Source organism: Mesorhizobium sp. M0185, assembly GCF_040322175.1.
Classification (GTDB): Bacteria; Pseudomonadota; Alphaproteobacteria; order Rhizobiales; family Rhizobiaceae; genus Mesorhizobium.
Window position 1 is genome coordinate 22,655 of sequence record NZ_JAMYSY010000006.1, and the last position, 15,544, is coordinate 38,198.

Sequence of the window (15,544 nt, forward strand, 5' to 3'; positions counted from 1 at the left end):
CACCGCAATCGCAACGAACGGAGAACCCTCATGACATCGCTCGTGGACAGGAAAGTCATCGTCGTCGGCGGTAGTTCCGGCATCGGTCTCGGCGTCGCGGAAGCTGCTCTCAACGGCGGAGCGAAGGTCGTGATCGTCGGACGCTCGCCCGAGAAACTGCTGGCTGCCGAACGGACGCTCAATGCGGGCCGCGTGACCAGCGTGGTCGCCGACATGACCGACGAAGCGGACGTCGCTCGCCTGTTCGACGAGGTCGGTCCCTTCGATCACCTCGTATCGACCGCCGGAACACTGCCGCCCGGCGATCCGATCGGCAGTACCGACATGGAGGCTGTGCGAGGCTTCGTCGATAACAAGCTGATTGGCGCTGTCATGCTCTCCAAGCATGCTGTGCGCACCCTGAAAGCCGGCGGCTCGATGACCTTCACCTCGGGAATAAATAAGGATCGGCCGCCGGTGCCGGGAGGCTCGGTCGTCTCCGCGATTGCCGGTTCATTCAGCTACTTCGCCCGCGCCCTGGCGCTCGAACTGGCCCCGACGCGCGTCAATGTCGTGTCGCCCGGATGGGTCGATACACCGATGTGGGACATTGTTGGAGAAGCCAAATCCAGCTTCTTTGCCGACATGGCTGCCCGGTTGCCATCGAGAAAAATTCCGACCGCTGCGGACGTCGCCGCCGCCTACCTCTACCTCATGGAAAGCGACTTCACGACCGGCGAGACGATCCGCATCGATGGCGGCCATAACCTGATCTAGCCGCCATTTGCACGCCGCCTGGATGGGCTGAGCCGGCATGACTGCTAGACCGGTGCACTGCTGCCGAAGGCGACGAACGCCGGCGGGTCATGCCGGCGTCGCGCAATCGGGGTTTACATCGGCAGCCAGGTCCCTAGTTTTAGCGTTTCGCGCCGCGCACCTAAGTGTGTGGATGATCGAGGACGGGACCGTGAGCTCTGGCCGGCCCCTCGAAACTTTCAAAGGATGGCTATCATGACACAGGCCAAGAATGGCGACACCGTGCGCATCAATTACAATGGCCGCCTGGCTGACGGCACTCAGTTCGATTCTTCCGGCAACGAACCGCTGCAATTCACGTTGGGTGAAGGACAAGTGATCGCCGGTCTCGAAACCCATGTCGAGGGTATGGAGGTGGGCGCGAAAAGCACCGTCACCATTCCCGCCGACGCCGCCTATGGCCCCCACCGCCCCGAAGCGGTCATGACCGTCGACCGCGCCCGCGTACCAGACAACATCAATGTCGATATCGGCGCTCGACTGCAGGTCAGAACCCCGGAAGGGCGCCCGATGCCGGTAACAGTCGTCGGCGTGGACGACACCAGCGTCAAGCTCGACGGCAATCATCCGTTGGCCGGGCGCGATCTCGTGTTCGACGTTGAACTGGTCGAGATCGTTCAGGCGGCGTAGGGCACGGCAAAGCGCGTGACGGCCATGATTTTCGGGTGACGCATTTCGACCGGCGGTTCCGGCGGTGCGTCACCTGTTTGGAGGCAAAGACCGCGACGGCGGAAATCGTGTAGCGTGCAGCAACCCATAGAGACATTCGGCATCTGGAATGTCCAATTCAGCGTCGCGGTCTCGAGGACCTGTGGAAGGGTAGTGTCTCAGTTTGAAATTAAGACGACGGTCCATCGTAGTCAGGCGGTGGCGGCGTGCCTGGCCACCGAAGCACGACTTCCTCGCAGGAGTCTTGCATGCGCATGACGCGGACGGCGTTGCCGATCACATCGGCGGGGCGCTTCTGGCCTTTAGGTCCGGTGGGCAATTGCTGCCTCCTGAATTGGCCAGCGCTTATACGCGACGACCCAGAGAATGATTATCATTCCCAACGGGACCACAGAGAGAAGCACCCACGCCCGAGACATTCTTAGTCGCCCAAACAGCACCCACGCGGGGATTGCTGTGAGGACTGTCAACAAGGCGAATGGTAGCAACTGAATCGGATCTGACATTGGGTGCCTTCCATGCTTTCCGCTGAGCACATAGGCGGTTTCGCCTAGGCGAGCAAACCGGGATAGGCGCTTTCGCATATTTCAAATTTCAAACTGAGACACTACCTTTGGAAGACCTCGCTTGACAGCCGACTTCTCGTGACAGCAAAGTCTCGTGATGCGGGCGATTGGTTGGAATAGAATTGCGCGTGCCGGGGCAATCGTGCTGATGATTGGCACAAATGTTCCTGCGCCGGCACGTTCCGACTCGCTCCTTCTCACAAGCCCGTCCCAGCCAGCCAATGTCGGCGATGCGATGCTGGCGGCTGCCAATTATCATGATTCCGGCGACTATGACCGCGACCTTGCCGCTGTGGCGAAGCAGGCAGGCGACTGGGTCATCAAGCGCGCAATGGAGGTGCCTCGCCCCGCACTGGTGCTCGATATCGACGAGACGGCTTTGGCCAACTGGGAAGTGATCACACGTGACAATTTCGGCCGCCCGATCGGCGGCGCCTGCGACATCGCAATCGATGGTCCCTGTGGCTGGGCCGCCTGGGATCAGCTTGCGAAGGATCCGGCCATCGACGCCGTGCTGGAGGTTTTCCGGCAGGCGCGAACGGCGAAAGTCGCGGTGTTCTTCATCACCGGACGTCCGGAGGACCAGCGTCAGGCAACCGAACAGAACCTGCAGTCGGCCGGCTATGCCGGCTACGAGCACCTTTACATGGTCCAGCCTGGGGCCAAATACGGCTCCGCCGCAGATTTCAAGGCACCCATAAGGGCCGAAATCGAAAAGGCCGGCTACACGATAATTGCCAATGTCGGTGACCAGCCATCCGACCTGTTCGGGGGGCATGCGGAGAAGCTGTTCCTGCTGCCAAATCCGTTCTACCGGGTTCGCTGACGGCCTGTACGGCACAACCCCGGATCCTTGCGGAGCACCTACTAAGGTATCAAGACGACCTTGCCGGTCGCGCTGCGCTCCTCCAGCAGGCGATGCGCCTGGCTGGCCTGGTCGAGCGGGAAGCGGCCACCTTTGGTCACCACAAGCTGACCACCAGCGGCCAGACCGAAAAGCTCCAAAAGGCCGTCACGGAGCCCGTCCGTAGACAGCAACGGCAGCAGGGCAAAACCCTTCAGCGACTGGTTGCGGCCGATCATCGCCTCCATCTCCGGGGCGCCGAGCGCGTATCTGCCAAGTGCTGCAAACACCAACTCTCCGCGAGGTGCCAGAGCCTCCAGCGCAACCGCCGTCAGCGGGCCGCCGACAATGTCGTAGATGATGTCGACGCCGGCGCCGTCTGTGGCTGCCCGGACGTGCACCGGCCAATCCGTGTTGCTGTAGTCGACGGCAGCATCGGCTCCCAGCGACAAAGCAAGGTCGAGCTTGGCCTTGCTGCCGGCTGCCGCGATGACACGGCTCGCGCCGGCGCGCTTGGCAAGCTGGACGAGCAACGAACCGACGCCGCCCGCGGCAGCGGCGACCAGCACCGATCTGCCGGCCGGCGGGCTTTGCCGCGATAGATACAATGCCGTCAGTCCTTGCACCATCAATGCCGTCGCGTTTTCGAACGAGAGCGAATCCGGCAAGGGCACGGCCAGGCTTGCGTCGATCGTCACATACTCGGCATAGCCGCCAAACGGGCGGCTCGAGGCGAACAACGGCGCGGCGACGCGCGTGCCGAGCAAGGAAGCGTCCACCCGCTGCCCAAGCGCCTCCACGATCCCGGCGGCCTCGACGCCAGGGATCATCGGCAGTTGCGGCGTCACCGCATAGCGATCCGCGCGCATCAGCACTTCGAAGAAATTCACCCCGGCCGCATGAACGCGGACCAAGACCTCGCCGGCTTGCGGCTCAGGCTTCGGCACCGTGACTATGTCGAGAACGTCGGGCCCGCCGAAGCGGCTCAGTTGAATGGCTCTCATCGCATGCACCGATCGCTGTTGGCATCGGCCGCTGTTTGCCACTATCTGCCTGGCTTCGACTACACACCGATTTGTCCGCTGCTGACCGGGAGGTGACCATGGCCAAGCTGATCAAGAGACTGCCGACGCTGCCGGCGGAGCGCGCGCTGAAAGTGATTTCGGGCCGCTGGAAGGCGGTCATCCTGTACCATCTCTTCGACGGCCCCCGGCGGCTGTCGACGCTGCAGGCGCTGATGCCCGATATCACCCAGAAAGTGCTGATCCAGCAGCTTCGCGAAATGGAAGAGCACGGCCTCGTCCGCCGCGAGATCTTTGCCGAGATACCTTCGCGCGTCGAATATTCGGCGACGCGGCTCGGCCTCAGCCTCGAGCCGATCCTGCTGGCACTTTGCCAGTGGGGCCAGCATCACGCCGACGAGCTGAATGAGATGGACCGCCTTGCCGATTGCATCATCAGACCACGGCAAGCGCAGGACGCCCATGCCGTGTGAACAAAAAGGGCGGCGCATGCGCCGCCCCAATGCTTGGGAGAATTAATCCTTGGGAGGACTGCTCGAACCTGTGCTCAGGCCGCCTTGACTTCCTCGGCGACGGCATCGGCCTGACGCGCCGTCTTCAGCACCCTGGCCCACCATGCAATGTCGTTGACCAGCGCGGTTGCCGCCTGGTTGAGGTGCTCGAACTCATCGAGCTTCTTGTCGCCTTGCTTGACCGCAAGGAAATCGGCCCAGGCGATATGTACGGCGGACTTCACCGGCGCCATCTGCAACTCGACCGCATGCAGCCTCAGCTGCTCGACCGCGCGCGCGCCACCGACGCTGCCATAGCCGACGAAGCCGGCCGGCTTCTTGTTCCACTCGTTGGCGGCGTAGTCGATGGCGTTCTTCAGCACGGCCGTCGGGCCATGATTGTATTCCGCAGCGGTGAAGATGAAGCCGTCGAATCCGGCGACCTTCTTTTGCCAGCGCTGCGCCACTTCGTTCTGCGACGGCGCCCAGGCGGAGGATGCGACCTCATCGAAGAACGGCAGCGGGAAATCGCGCAGGTCGACGACTTCAACGTCGATGTCGGCGTGCGACTTGGCTATCTTGGCAATCCATTGGGTCGGGACGTCGGCAAAGCGGGCCGCGCGGGTTGAACCAATGATGATGGCGATTTTGGGTTTTGACATAGAGGGGGCTCTCCTTACGGGAATACTGGTATCGTTTAGATACCTGAGCTATATGAGTAACTGGCCGCTCAATGTGCAAGGAGGCACTTTTTTGTTACCAAGGCACCCGCACCGCACCGAGGACTGCCGCGCCATCTCGGAAATCCTGCAGCGCGTCGGCGACAAATGGACGGTGCTCGTGGTCGGCAAGCTTGGCAACGGGCCGCTGCGTTTCAACGAGCTGCGCAGCGCGGTCGGCGGCATTTCGCAAAAGATGCTGACCACGACCTTGCGCGGGCTCGAGCGCGACGGCTTCGTTACGCGCACCGTGTTCCCGACCATCCCGCCGCGGGTCGACTACGAATTGACCGATCTTGGCTACGAACTGCTGGTGCCGGTCGATGCGCTCGGCGAATGGGCACGCAAGAACACCGAGCGCGTCAAGGCGGCGCGCGAGAAGTTCGACGCCATGCACAGCTGAACCCTTGTGCTGCAAGGGTTTGAACCTGTCGGGGAGCCTCGGATGAGCGCTACTGCTGTAACTGCATCTTGCTCTTCGGCAGCTTCTCGATCCGGTTCCATTTCGGGTTGGGACTGACCACCCTGCCGCCAATCGTGCAGGTCGTGGTCGTCTCCTTGCGGCAATTGCTCACCGTCGTGCCGCTGGTGTCGCATTTCGTCGCCGAGCAGATCTCGCACTTGGCCGCTTGCCCGTTGATGGTGCGGTTTTCCGACGTGCAGGTGGCGCCTGGATCGCCTTTTTTGACCTCGGCAAAAGCGCTTGCGGACGACAGGCAGAGCAAGGCTGCAAAGGCACCCGCCAGGGCAGCGTTCAGCATGTGTTGACGCATTGTCTTTCCTCCCAAGATCCCGTCGGTCGCGCTGCAGGCGCGCATGCGGGAACCCGTTAGCCAAAGACCACGCGGGATCGCTGTCCGCATCCCCCGCGCGGGAGAGACGGCTGTTTAAATCCGTCTTCTGGAATCAGGCCGGGTCAGCCTTCTGCCGGAACCGCCTTCGGCTTGCCTTCGCCGTCCAGCGCCACCATGACGAAGTCGGCATGGGTGACCTTCTCCATCAGGTCGGAGAGATAGCGCTGCGCCCAGGCTTCGACCTTGAGCGTCATCGAGGTGCGGCCGACGCGTTCGACATGCGTATAGATGCACAGCGTGTCGCCGATCTTCATCGGCTTGGCGAAGGACATTTCCTTCACCGCCGCCGTCACCACGCGGCCCTTGGCGCGCTCGGCGGCGCGGATGCCGCAGGCGAGATCCATCTGCGCCATCACCCAGCCGCCAAAAATGTCGCCTGCCGCATTGGCGTCGGAAGGCATGGCCAGCGTGCGCAGCGTCAGATCGCCGATCGGCCGCCCGTCCGCGTAATGCACCATTTGGCCAATCCTCTCGAAGCCGATCGTCCGATTCCGTATCGTCATGGCACGGACAGGTCAACGCGCCACTGAACAGGTCGCGGCCTGAGGTTCGGCTATCGGTCGACAGTGTTGAAAAGATGCTGTGCGGAGCTAGACGAGCGCACCAGCAGGATTGCATTCCATGGCCGAGGTAAGAAAGCTTACCAATAGGCGTGCTTCACAAAGCGGGCCAGGGCGTCGGGACGTAGGCATAGGCGTTGCCCTCGCGAATAACATGACCGATGCCTGGAAAGGGCAGGTGCATGCCTGCGACGAGCAGGCCATCCGCCGACACCATGTCGAGCACCTTCTTGCGTGTGGCGATTGCGGCCTGCTGGTCCACGTCGAAGGCGATTGCCCATTCCGGATGCGCAAATTGCAGCGCGGAGGCGTGGATTACGTCAGTGAAGAGCAGCAGGTTGGCGTCACCAGAGCCAATTCGAAGCGCGAGATGCCCCGGCGTGTGTCCAGGCGCAGGCAACGCCCTGATCCCGGGCGCGATCTCGACTTCGCCTTCGATCTTCCGGACCTTGCCATGGTAGGGCACCAGCGATTTGCGCGCTATTTCGAAGTACGGTTTCATCTGGTCGGGCGCCTTGGACCGGATCCCGTCATCGTGCCAGAAAGCGAATTCCGGCGCGGCAACCACGACCTCCGCTGCCGGGAAGGCGGCCTTGCCGCCGATACCGACAAGGCCGTTGGCATGGTCGGGATGGAGGTGGGTGATGATTACCGTGTCGATTTCTTCCGGCCTGACGCCGGCGGCGGCGAGCGCCTCAGGTATATGTCCCAGTATAGGCCCCATCGCCGATGCCGTGCCGGTATCGATCAGCACCCGTCTGTCGCCTTTGGTGACAAGGTAAGCATTGACCGAGGTCGGGAGTGGTTTTGGCAGGAATGCCTTTGCCAGCAGCGCTTCGGCGGCAGCCGTATCTGCGGAAGGGAAGAGTTCGAGGCCGAGATTGAGGTAGCCGTCGCTCAGTGCTGTGATCTCGAGGTCGCCGAGCATGAACCTGTGGGCGCTCGCAAGCGAAGCCGGAGACCGGGCGGCGATAGCCGCAGCGTTGCTCCCAAAGAGGCTGATCGGGGAAAGTAGCAGGGCGCCGGCACTAAAGGTGCCGATGCCGAACGTTCGACGGTCGATATTCATGGTCTTGTCCTTCGAATTGCAGATGAAGCTAGTCCCAGACTACGTCGTCGCAGCCGGGGCGGATGCCGACCGCTCGGACCACTCTTGGGCGGGGGTCGGCGCGGTTCATGGCCAACTCCTTGCGACATCAATAATCCGCCTCACAAACTGCGGGAATAGTGATGGGATGCAGTTCACTGCTGCAGATTATGCAGCAATGAACTTAAGCGGGTAAGGCCGCTGGTTCGGCCCTCCGAACGGCCTCGCTGAGCCCCGGCTTCGCCTACTGGACAGGTTGCCGGGGCTCGAGCGCTCGGCGCAACGTCGGCGCTTCTTGCTCGATATAATCCCACAGACGGTTCGAGATCGGCCCGTGCGGCCGGTCGCGGCGGCGCGCCACCACCAACTCCTCGGTACGGCCTGGCAGATGACGGCCGGCCATGGATTGCAGGCGTCCGTCGCGCAGCTCATCCTCGATCAGGAAGCGGGGCATGTGGCCCCATCCGAGGCCCTGCAGGATGATTTCCTTCTTCATACCCTGATCGGCCACCATGCATTGCGGCGCACCCTCGATCATGAAGTAGTCTTGTCGCGGTGAATGGCGGGCCGTGTCGCGCATGACACATTGGGTGAACGCGTGCATCTGATCCGGCGTGATGGGGTGCTTGATGCGCTCCGGCAGAAAGCCCGACGCTACTACTGGGACGAAGGGCACCTTGCACAGATCGATCCATTCCACCCGCGGATCGCTCTTGTCGATCCAGTGCAGGATCAAATCGGCTTCGTCATCGAAGAGGCGCTCCCACGGGCCGCCCACCGCCTCGAAATGCAGGTGCAGGCGTGTGCCCGGACACTGGGCGAAGAACCGTCCGAGCATGCCCAGTGCCTGCGGGCGCGGGCACAGGTCGCCGATCACCACATGGATCTCGCTTTCTTCGCCCATTGACAGCTGAGCAGCATGAAGCCGCAAGCCCTCGAGCTCGCGCAGCAGCGATTGTGCCCTGCGATGGAACGACAGCCCTGCCTCGGTGGGGCGCACGCGATAGCCGCTGCGATCCAAGAGAACGAGGTCGAGTTGCCGCTCCAGCTTTGCAACGGCTGCGAACACCGCCGGGTGCGAGCGATGCAGCATGGCCGCCGCAGGCTGAAAGCCGCCGCAGCGGACCACGGCATCGAAGCATTGCAGGTCGTGCAGGGTGAATTCGGCCATGTCAGCTTCTATTACAGAGATAGTCCTATCTTTGTAATATCATCAAAAGCGCGCCGCAACTAGGCTTTGCCACATTCAACGCTCCAAGAAGGAAGGTGTATTCACCATGAATGAGCTGGATTTCGTGACCGTCGGCGATGGCACACGCATCGCCTACCGCATCGACGGCGACGCCGGGAACCCCGTGCTGATGCTGTCGAATTCCATCGCCACCACACTGCGGATGTGGGACATGCAGGTCAACGAGCTGTCGAAGCATTTCCGTGTTCTGCGTTATGATTTTCGCGGCCACGGAGGGTCAAGCGTTCCGGCCGGTGCTTATTCGCTCGACCGGCTTGGCCGCGACGTGATCGAGCTGCTCGATGCCTTGGCCATTGAACGCGTACACTTCCTCGGTCTGTCGTTGGGCGGCTTCGTCGGGCAGTGGCTCGGCATCCACGCGCCCGAGCGGATCGAACGCTTGATCCTGAGCAACACCTCGTCCTACCTCGGACCGGCAAAGCAGTTTGACGAGCGGATTGCCGCCGTGCTGCAGGCGCCGGACATGGCGGAAACCGCCGAGATGTTCCTGGGCAACTGGTTCCCTGCGCGTATGCTGGCGGCCAACGAGCCCGTCATCGAGGAATTTCGCGCCATGCTGCTGGCTATCGACCGGCAAGGCTTGGCTGGTCTGTTCGCGGCGGTTCGCGATGCGGACCTTCGCCGAACCGCAGCGCTGATTTCCAGGCCAACGTTGGTGATCGCCGGCCGGCACGACACTGTGACAGCCGCCAGCCATAGCGAGCTGATCGCGGCGACGGTGCCCGGCGCGAAACTGGTTGTTCTGCCCGCGGTTCACTTGTCGAACGTCGAGTACCCCGCCGAATTCATGGAGGCCGTGCTCGGTTTTCTGCGCTGAGTTGGTGCATGACGGGGATGCTGAGTGGCTCCGTTTCGAACATCACCCGCATGGACCGCAACCTATGATGCACTAACGCGTAGCTCAGGCTAGACTGGGCAAGGTAGGTAGCGGATGACGGCTGACATGGAACTTGGCTTTCGCCCATTAACGTCCGATCTATGGCCCGCGCTCGAGAACCTGTTTGGTGACAGCGCCGCCTGCAGTCGCTGTTGGTGTATGTACGGACGGATCGGCAGTTCTTATCGAAAGCGACCCGGCGAGGAAAACAAGGCAGCGTTCCGGCAAGCCGTCCAGCATGGTCCGCCTCCAGGCATCCTCGCCTTCGACGGCGATACGGCTGTCGGGTGGTGCCGGGTGACGCCGCGAGATGCCCTGCCCTGGCTCGATCGGCTGTGGCAGCTCAAGCGTGTGGATGATGCGCCGGTCTGGTCCTTGTCCTGCCTGTACGTGCGAAAACGATACCGCAGGCGGGGCGTAACATTCCAGCTGATAGCAGAGGCACTGGAACTCGCGAGGCGCGCAAATGCTCCTGCGCTCGAAGCCTATCCTTTCGACGCGGACGTATCGCCGAGCGCTTCCGGCAGCGGATATGCCTCCACCTTCGCGCGCGCCGGGTTCAGGGTCGTCGCTCGCAGGACGCCGGCCCGCCCGATCGTGCGCTATGATTTCAGGTAGATTGCCGATCATCGCCTGTAATGGTTGGACGGCTTGTCGACAAAGCACAGCGAAGGCATGGCCAGCGTCCTGAGTGTCAGATCGCCGATCGGCCGCAGATTCTCGACAACGGATGAACCGAATCGTCTAACCAGGACTGATAGATGAGTAGCTCTCAAATGGATAAGTATGTCTGGGCCTCGGTCTTATATTACACCGTGGCTGCAGTTGGATTTGTGGTTATTTTTTGTCTCGATCAATGTGCTTGGAATTTTGTGGGGCCTGCTTGCAATATTCGGGTATTTGGCGCTGGTTACATCTCTCAACATATGGCGACGCAATCGACATCCGCGAAGCGTCTATCAAGTCGAATTGACCAAACGAAGACTGGACGGCTAATCACCGCTGGATGAAAACTCCGAGCATCGCGCCAGTCGCTTTTTTCACATCGGATGCCGGAAGACCCGGCGACGCCGCGCCGCGCCCAAGCCTAGGTTAGAGGCCGAATTCCGGAGCCGACCGCAGCCGCCATGCAGACCTATGATTTCATCATCGTCGGCTCCGGTTCGGCCGGCTTGGTCATGGCCGAAAGATTGTCGGCTTCCGGCCGGTCGCTAGAGCCACTTGGTAAAGTTTTCGATGCGATGGATGCGTTCGACAGATTAGACCCTACGGACCCGTCGAACTGGGTAAATGGAGCCTATTAAGGAAATGCCTAAGCAGGAAGAATGGTCAAGCGAAGAAGACGCTCGTGCATACAGAGAAATCCGAGCATTGGTCGATAAATGGAAACGCCTCGGGCAGAAGACCTATCCGGATGGAACCGAGTGGATTGGCCATACCCCACATCGAGCGCCTCAAGCGTATTTGCATCAGCTGTATGCACCACTTGACGCCATCGGAATTGGGCAGATGGAGTCTGAAATTTCGCGTCGACTCCCAGATAATTTCCGTTGCTTTCTCATGCTCCACAACGGGATAGGTCTGTTTGCGAATTATATAAGCGTCTATGGGCTGCGACGTAGCTGGTCACGCACGAATTTGGTGGAGGCGGGTCAACAACCCTTCTCCATACTGGAACCGAATGTACAGAGACGGCCAGGCAATGCACCAGACGATGTTCTCTTTATTGGTTCACTCGGGGATAATAGGAATTTAATTGGCATGAATCCGGACGGGGGGTCTTTCGCTGGGAGAGTGATGATCCTCTGTCCGGTTCGACCAAGTCCTACTCAAGCGTGTTCACCTTCCTGCTGGAAGAAGCCAATGAGGCGGCGGCCCTGTTCGACCCGGATGGGCGCGAACACGACTGAACTCGGGCAGCAGGCACAGGCTGACATTCAGACTGAATATCCCCGGTCGCTTTTTTCACAACGGATGCCGGAAGACCCGGCGACGCCGCGTCGCGCCTAAGCCTAGGTTAGAGCCGAATTCCGGAGCCAGCCGCAGCCACCATGCAGACCTATGATTTCATCATCGTTGGCTCCGGTTCGGCCGGCTCGGTCCTGGCCGAAAGGCTGTCGGCTTCCGGCCGCTTCTCGGTGCTGGTGCTCGAGGCCGGCGGCAGCGACCGTCGCTTCTACGTGCAGATGCCGCTCGGCTACGGCAAGACCTTCTTCGACCCGGCGGTCAACTGGAACTACAAGGCCGAGCCGGATCCCGGCCTGGCCGGCAATGCCGACCACTGGCCGCGCGGCAAGCTGCTCGGCGGCTCGAGCTCGATCAACGCCATGGTCTGGATCAGGGGCGCGCGCGAGGATTTCGACGCTTGGGCAGCGGCCGGCAATCCCGGCTGGGGCTTCGATGACCTGCTGCCCGCCTTCAAGGCGCTGGAGGATAACCAGGCCGGCGCCGACCAATGGCGCGGCGTCGGCGGGCCGCTGCATGTCACCGACTGCTCGACCTCCGTCCATCCGCTCACCAAGCGCTATCTCGCCGCCGCCAACCAAGCCGGCCTGCCGCTCAACCCGGATTTCAACGGCGCCTCGCAGGAAGGCGCCGGCGTCTACCAGATCACCACCAGGAACGGCCGCCGCATGTCGGCGGCGCGCGCCTTCCTGCGCCCGGCGATGAAGCGCAAAAACGTCCGCGTCGAGATCAACGCGCTGGCGACAAAAATCCTGTTCGAGGGCAAACGCGCCGTCGGTGTCGAGTACCTCCAGAATGGAGAGACGAAAACCGCCCGCGCCGGCCGCGAGATCATCCTGTCGGGCGGCTCGGTCAATTCGCCCCAACTGCTCCAGCTCTCCGGTGTCGGTCCATCGGCGCTTCTTGCTGGTCTGGGCATTCCTGTCGTTCACGCCAACGAGAATGTCGGGGCAAACCTGCAGGACCATGTCGGCATCAATTACACTTTCAAGGGCAGGCTGCCGACGCTCAACCAGATCCTGCACCCATGGTGGGGCAAGCTGCTGGTCGGCATGCAATACGTGTTTTTGCGCTCAGGCCCGCTGTCGCTGTCGATGAACAATGCCGGCGGCTTCTTCCGCACCGATCCGGCCGCGGCGCGGCCCAACATGCAGCTCTATTTCCAGGCGTTTTCGACCGTCATTCCGAAGAGCGGCGAACGCCCGATCCTGACGCCCGATCCATGGCCGGGCTTTTCCATCGGGCCGTCCAATTGCCGTCCGTCGAGCCGCGGCGAAATCATGATCCGTTCCGCCAATCCGCGCGATTATCCCAAAATCGTCGCCAATGCCTTTTCGACCGAGGCGGACGTCGCTGAAATGCTGGCGGCGGTGAAATTCGTCAGGAAGATCGCCTCGATGCCGGCGATGGCCGAGATTATCGAGGAAGAGGTTTTGCCCGGTCCCTCGATCACCTCCGATGCGGATCTCATTCAGGATTTCAGGAAGCGCTCGGGCACCGTCTATCACCCGGTCTCGACCTGCCGCATGGGGCCGGACGCGGCGCGCGCCGTCGTCGATCCGCGCCTCAAGGTACACGGCATCCAGGCGTTGCGCGTCATCGATGCCTCGATCTTTCCCGACAACATAACCGGCAACACCAACGCCGCCGCGATCATGACCGGATGGAAGGGCGCCGAACTGGTTCTGGAGGATCAGAAATGAAAATCACCGACGTCAAGACCTGGGTGGTCGGCAATCCGCCGCCCGGCATCGGCGGCAAGTATTTCATCTTCGTCAAGCTCACCACCGATGGCGGCGTCGTCGGCTATGGCGAAGCTTACAACGCCACCTTTTCGGCTCATGTCACGGCGAAAATGGTTGAGGACATGGCCGAACGCTATCTGATCGGCCGCGATCCGCACGACGTCGAGAATTTCTTCCGCCGCGCCTATTCGTCCGGCTTCACCCAGCGCCCCGACGTGTCCGGGATGGGATGCTTTTCGGCGCTCGAAATCGCCTGCTGGGACATTATCGGCAAGGAGGCCGGCAAGCCGGTCTACAAGCTGCTCGGCGGCCAGGTTCACGAAACGCTGCGTTCCTATACCTACCTCTACCCGCACAGCGGCAGCGTCCATTCGGAGGACGCCCGCGGCAAGAACGTCTACAACGACCCCGATCTGGCCGCCGCCTGCGCGCTCGAATATGTCGAGCAGGGTTTTGACGCGGTCAAGCTCGACCCGGCCGGTCCCTACACCGCCTTCGACGGCCACCAGCCGCGCCTCGTCGACATCGACCTCTCCGCCCGTATGGTCAAGGCGATCCGCGAGGCGGTCGGCACCAGGGCCGACATCCTGTTCGGTACGCACGGCCAGTTCACCGCATCGGGCGCGCTGCGCCTCGCCCGCGCCATCGAGCCCTATGATCCGCTGTGGTTCGAGGAGCCGGTGCCGCCCGACATGCCCGAGGTGATGGCGCAGGTCGCCCGCGCGACCTCGATCCCGATTGCCACCGGCGAGCGGCTAACAACCAAATTTGAGTTCGCCCGCGTCATCGAGAACCGTGCGGCGACCATTCTTCAGCCCGACCTTGGCCGCTCCGGCGGCATTCTCGAAACCAAAAAGATCGCCGCCATGGCCGAAGCCTACCACATCCAGGTCGCGCCGCACTGCTACTGCGGACCGATCGTCGGCGCCGCCAACATCCAGCTTGCGGTGACGCTGCCCAATTTCCTCATTCTGGAATCGCTGAAACAGTGGGACGGTTTTCACGCGAAGCTGCTCAAGAAGAAGATCGAATGGCGGGACGGCAACGTCATCCCGTCGAAGGAGCCAGGCCTCGGTGTCGAACTCGACGAAGCCGTCTGCGAGGCGCATCCCTGGACCGGCAAGGACCTGCATTTGCAGATGCTGCAGACGCCGTTGATGCCGTGAGCGCGCGTCAGAGCTATGCCTTCGTCGGTCTTGGCCATCTCGGCGGCCAGCTCGCCGCCAACCTGATCCACAACGGCTTTGCCGTCACCGTATTCGACCGCGACCAGGCGGCCGTCGAGCGGCTGGTGATGCTTGGTGCCGATGCCGCCAACAGCCCGGCTGATGCCGCTGGCCGCGCCGGCAATGCCATCACCTGCCTGCCCTCGCCAAAAGTCAGCGAGGCGGTGCTGGCCGGCCCCGGCGGATTGCTCGAAGGCCTGCCCGCAGGCGGCAGTTGGATCGAGATGTCGACCACTAGCCAAGACGAGATCGTGCGCCTTGCATCCCTCGCCTCGGCAAGAGGCGTCGAGACGCTCGAATGCCCGGTCACCGGCGGCGTGCATCTGGCAGCCGTCGGACAGATCACCGCGCTGGTCGGCGGCGACGCAGCGCTTTATGCGCGCCACCGCCCTGCCGTCGAGGCGATGTGCGCGCGCTCGTTCCTGATGGGTCCGGTCGGCTCGGCGGCGGTGATCAAGGTCATCACCAACATGCTGGCCTTCATCCATCTGGTCGCCGCCGGCGAAGCGCTGATGCTGGCCAAAAAGGGCGGGCTCGACCTTGCCCAGTCCTATCACGCCATCGTCGCCTCCTCCGGCAACAGCTTCGTCCATGAGACCGAAAGCCAGCTGGTGCTAAACGGCTCCTACGACATCGGCTTCACCATGGATCTGGCGTTGAAGGATCTCGACTTCGCCCTCGGCATGGGTGAAAAATTCGGCGTGCCGCTCGAGATTGCCTCGCGCGTCGACGCAATCTTCAGGCAAGGCAAGCAGGCCTATGGCGGCAGCGCCTGGTCGACGATGATCGTGAAACTGCTCGAGGATGCCGTCGGCACCGACCTGCGCGCACCCGGTTTCCCGGCTAAACTCGCAAGTTGATATTGGCCGGAT

18 protein-coding genes are annotated in these 15,544 nt (G+C 62.1%); 12 read left to right on the top strand and 6 right to left on the bottom strand.

The window, feature by feature from the left end; translation table 11 throughout:
• Positions 1-30: 30 nt before the first annotated feature.
• The 3 genes from NKJ20_RS06865 to NKJ20_RS06875 all read left to right on the top strand — a co-directional run bounded on the left by NKJ20_RS06865 (position 31) and on the right by NKJ20_RS06875 (position 2,856).
• Positions 31-756 (top strand): SDR family oxidoreductase, encoded by a 726-nt coding sequence (locus NKJ20_RS06865; protein WP_352586823.1) that lies wholly within the window; start codon positions 31-33, stop codon positions 754-756.
• A 234-nt stretch (positions 757-990) separates the two neighbouring features.
• A complete protein-coding gene (locus NKJ20_RS06870; RefSeq protein ID WP_352450461.1) occupies positions 991-1,425 on the top strand; it encodes an FKBP-type peptidyl-prolyl cis-trans isomerase in 435 nt (144 codons plus the stop codon).
• A gap of 753 nt (positions 1,426-2,178) precedes the next feature.
• Positions 2,179-2,856, top strand: coding sequence for an HAD family acid phosphatase (locus NKJ20_RS06875; RefSeq protein WP_352450462.1), 678 nt, complete (start codon positions 2,179-2,181; stop codon positions 2,854-2,856).
• 41 nt (positions 2,857-2,897) lie between these two features.
• Here the strand turns inward: NKJ20_RS06875 and NKJ20_RS06880 are convergent, their stop codons facing one another.
• Positions 2,898-3,878: a quinone oxidoreductase family protein gene (locus tag NKJ20_RS06880; RefSeq protein WP_352743231.1), complete on the bottom strand. Its 981-nt coding sequence runs from the start codon at positions 3,876-3,878 to the stop codon at positions 2,898-2,900.
• A 98-nt stretch (positions 3,879-3,976) separates the two neighbouring features.
• On the opposite strand from NKJ20_RS06880, the gene NKJ20_RS06885 reads away from it, so the two are divergent.
• Complete coding sequence (locus NKJ20_RS06885) at positions 3,977-4,369, top strand: winged helix-turn-helix transcriptional regulator (RefSeq protein WP_352743233.1); 393 nt, start codon at positions 3,977-3,979, stop codon at positions 4,367-4,369.
• 74 nt (positions 4,370-4,443) lie between these two features.
• Here NKJ20_RS06885 and NKJ20_RS06890 read toward each other — a convergent pair whose 3' ends face one another.
• Positions 4,444-5,049, bottom strand: coding sequence for an NADPH-dependent FMN reductase (locus NKJ20_RS06890; protein ID WP_352743234.1), 606 nt, complete (start codon positions 5,047-5,049; stop codon positions 4,444-4,446).
• A gap of 91 nt (positions 5,050-5,140) precedes the next feature.
• Here NKJ20_RS06890 and NKJ20_RS06895 point away from each other — a divergent pair, with 91 nt between their 5' ends.
• Positions 5,141-5,509, top strand: a complete 369-nt coding sequence (locus NKJ20_RS06895; RefSeq protein WP_023678378.1) for a winged helix-turn-helix transcriptional regulator — start codon at positions 5,141-5,143, stop codon at positions 5,507-5,509.
• A gap of 49 nt (positions 5,510-5,558) precedes the next feature.
• Here the strand turns inward: NKJ20_RS06895 and NKJ20_RS06900 are convergent, their stop codons facing one another.
• From NKJ20_RS06900 to NKJ20_RS06915, 4 genes are all read right to left on the bottom strand, one after another.
• On the bottom strand, positions 5,559-5,879 hold the full coding sequence (locus NKJ20_RS06900; RefSeq protein WP_352450467.1) for a hypothetical protein: 321 nt from the start codon (positions 5,877-5,879) through the stop codon (positions 5,559-5,561).
• Positions 5,880-6,022: 143 nt separating this feature from the next.
• On the bottom strand, positions 6,023-6,418 hold the full coding sequence (locus NKJ20_RS06905) for an acyl-CoA thioesterase (protein WP_023678380.1): 396 nt from the start codon (positions 6,416-6,418) through the stop codon (positions 6,023-6,025).
• A gap of 199 nt (positions 6,419-6,617) precedes the next feature.
• The gene (locus NKJ20_RS06910; RefSeq protein WP_352743236.1) at positions 6,618-7,589 is read right to left on the bottom strand and encodes an MBL fold metallo-hydrolase; all 972 of its coding nucleotides are present in this window, start codon (positions 7,587-7,589) and stop codon (positions 6,618-6,620) included.
• Positions 7,590-7,851: 262 nt separating this feature from the next.
• The gene (locus NKJ20_RS06915; RefSeq protein WP_352743237.1) at positions 7,852-8,778 is read right to left on the bottom strand and encodes a LysR family transcriptional regulator; all 927 of its coding nucleotides are present in this window, start codon (positions 8,776-8,778) and stop codon (positions 7,852-7,854) included.
• A gap of 106 nt (positions 8,779-8,884) precedes the next feature.
• Between NKJ20_RS06915 and NKJ20_RS06920 the strand changes: the two genes are divergently transcribed.
• From NKJ20_RS06920 to NKJ20_RS06950, 7 genes are all read left to right on the top strand, one after another.
• Entirely contained in the window at positions 8,885-9,676 is a 792-nt protein-coding gene (locus NKJ20_RS06920; protein WP_352743239.1) for an alpha/beta fold hydrolase, read from the top strand.
• Between the two features lie 126 nt (positions 9,677-9,802).
• Positions 9,803-10,354, top strand: coding sequence for a GNAT family N-acetyltransferase (locus NKJ20_RS06925; protein ID WP_352743240.1), 552 nt, complete (start codon positions 9,803-9,805; stop codon positions 10,352-10,354).
• Between the two features lie 509 nt (positions 10,355-10,863).
• Positions 10,864-11,040 carry a hypothetical protein gene (locus NKJ20_RS06930; RefSeq protein WP_352450472.1) on the top strand — a complete coding sequence of 59 codons (177 nt, stop codon included), beginning with the start codon at positions 10,864-10,866 and terminating at the stop codon, positions 11,038-11,040.
• A 205-nt stretch (positions 11,041-11,245) separates the two neighbouring features.
• The gene (locus tag NKJ20_RS06935) at positions 11,246-11,746 is read left to right on the top strand and encodes an SMI1/KNR4 family protein (RefSeq protein ID WP_352743379.1); all 501 of its coding nucleotides are present in this window, start codon (positions 11,246-11,248) and stop codon (positions 11,744-11,746) included.
• A 41-nt stretch (positions 11,747-11,787) separates the two neighbouring features.
• Entirely contained in the window at positions 11,788-13,404 is a 1,617-nt protein-coding gene (locus NKJ20_RS06940; RefSeq protein WP_352743242.1) for a GMC family oxidoreductase, read from the top strand.
• Positions 13,401-14,612, top strand: a complete 1,212-nt coding sequence (locus NKJ20_RS06945; protein ID WP_352743244.1) for a mandelate racemase/muconate lactonizing enzyme family protein — start codon at positions 13,401-13,403, stop codon at positions 14,610-14,612. The genes NKJ20_RS06940 and NKJ20_RS06945 overlap by 4 nt, the downstream gene beginning before the upstream one ends.
• Positions 14,609-15,532: an NAD(P)-dependent oxidoreductase gene (locus NKJ20_RS06950; RefSeq protein ID WP_352743246.1), complete on the top strand. Its 924-nt coding sequence runs from the start codon at positions 14,609-14,611 to the stop codon at positions 15,530-15,532. The genes NKJ20_RS06945 and NKJ20_RS06950 overlap by 4 nt, the downstream gene beginning before the upstream one ends.
• Positions 15,533-15,544: the final 12 nt, after the last annotated feature.

Coding starts and splice junctions, on each gene's coding strand:
- NKJ20_RS06865 (WP_352586823.1), top strand. CDS start 31: ATGACATCGCTCGTGGACAGGAAAGTCATCGTCGTCGGCGGTAGTTCC.
- NKJ20_RS06870 (WP_352450461.1), top strand. CDS start 991: ATGACACAGGCCAAGAATGGCGACACCGTGCGCATCAATTACAATGGC.
- NKJ20_RS06875 (WP_352450462.1), top strand. CDS start 2,179: ATGATTGGCACAAATGTTCCTGCGCCGGCACGTTCCGACTCGCTCCTT.
- NKJ20_RS06880 (WP_352743231.1), bottom strand. CDS start 3,878: ATGAGAGCCATTCAACTGAGCCGCTTCGGCGGGCCCGACGTTCTCGAC.
- NKJ20_RS06885 (WP_352743233.1), top strand. CDS start 3,977: ATGGCCAAGCTGATCAAGAGACTGCCGACGCTGCCGGCGGAGCGCGCG.
- NKJ20_RS06890 (WP_352743234.1), bottom strand. CDS start 5,049: ATGTCAAAACCCAAAATCGCCATCATCATTGGTTCAACCCGCGCGGCC.
- NKJ20_RS06900 (WP_352450467.1), bottom strand. CDS start 5,879: ATGCGTCAACACATGCTGAACGCTGCCCTGGCGGGTGCCTTTGCAGCC.
- NKJ20_RS06905 (WP_023678380.1), bottom strand. CDS start 6,418: ATGGTGCATTACGCGGACGGGCGGCCGATCGGCGATCTGACGCTGCGC.
- NKJ20_RS06910 (WP_352743236.1), bottom strand. CDS start 7,589: ATGAATATCGACCGTCGAACGTTCGGCATCGGCACCTTTAGTGCCGGC.
- NKJ20_RS06915 (WP_352743237.1), bottom strand. CDS start 8,778: ATGGCCGAATTCACCCTGCACGACCTGCAATGCTTCGATGCCGTGGTC.
- NKJ20_RS06920 (WP_352743239.1), top strand. CDS start 8,885: ATGAATGAGCTGGATTTCGTGACCGTCGGCGATGGCACACGCATCGCC.
- NKJ20_RS06925 (WP_352743240.1), top strand. CDS start 9,803: ATGGAACTTGGCTTTCGCCCATTAACGTCCGATCTATGGCCCGCGCTC.
- NKJ20_RS06930 (WP_352450472.1), top strand. CDS start 10,864: ATGCAGACCTATGATTTCATCATCGTCGGCTCCGGTTCGGCCGGCTTG.
- NKJ20_RS06935 (WP_352743379.1), top strand. CDS start 11,246: ATGGAGTCTGAAATTTCGCGTCGACTCCCAGATAATTTCCGTTGCTTT.
- NKJ20_RS06940 (WP_352743242.1), top strand. CDS start 11,788: ATGCAGACCTATGATTTCATCATCGTTGGCTCCGGTTCGGCCGGCTCG.
- NKJ20_RS06945 (WP_352743244.1), top strand. CDS start 13,401: ATGAAAATCACCGACGTCAAGACCTGGGTGGTCGGCAATCCGCCGCCC.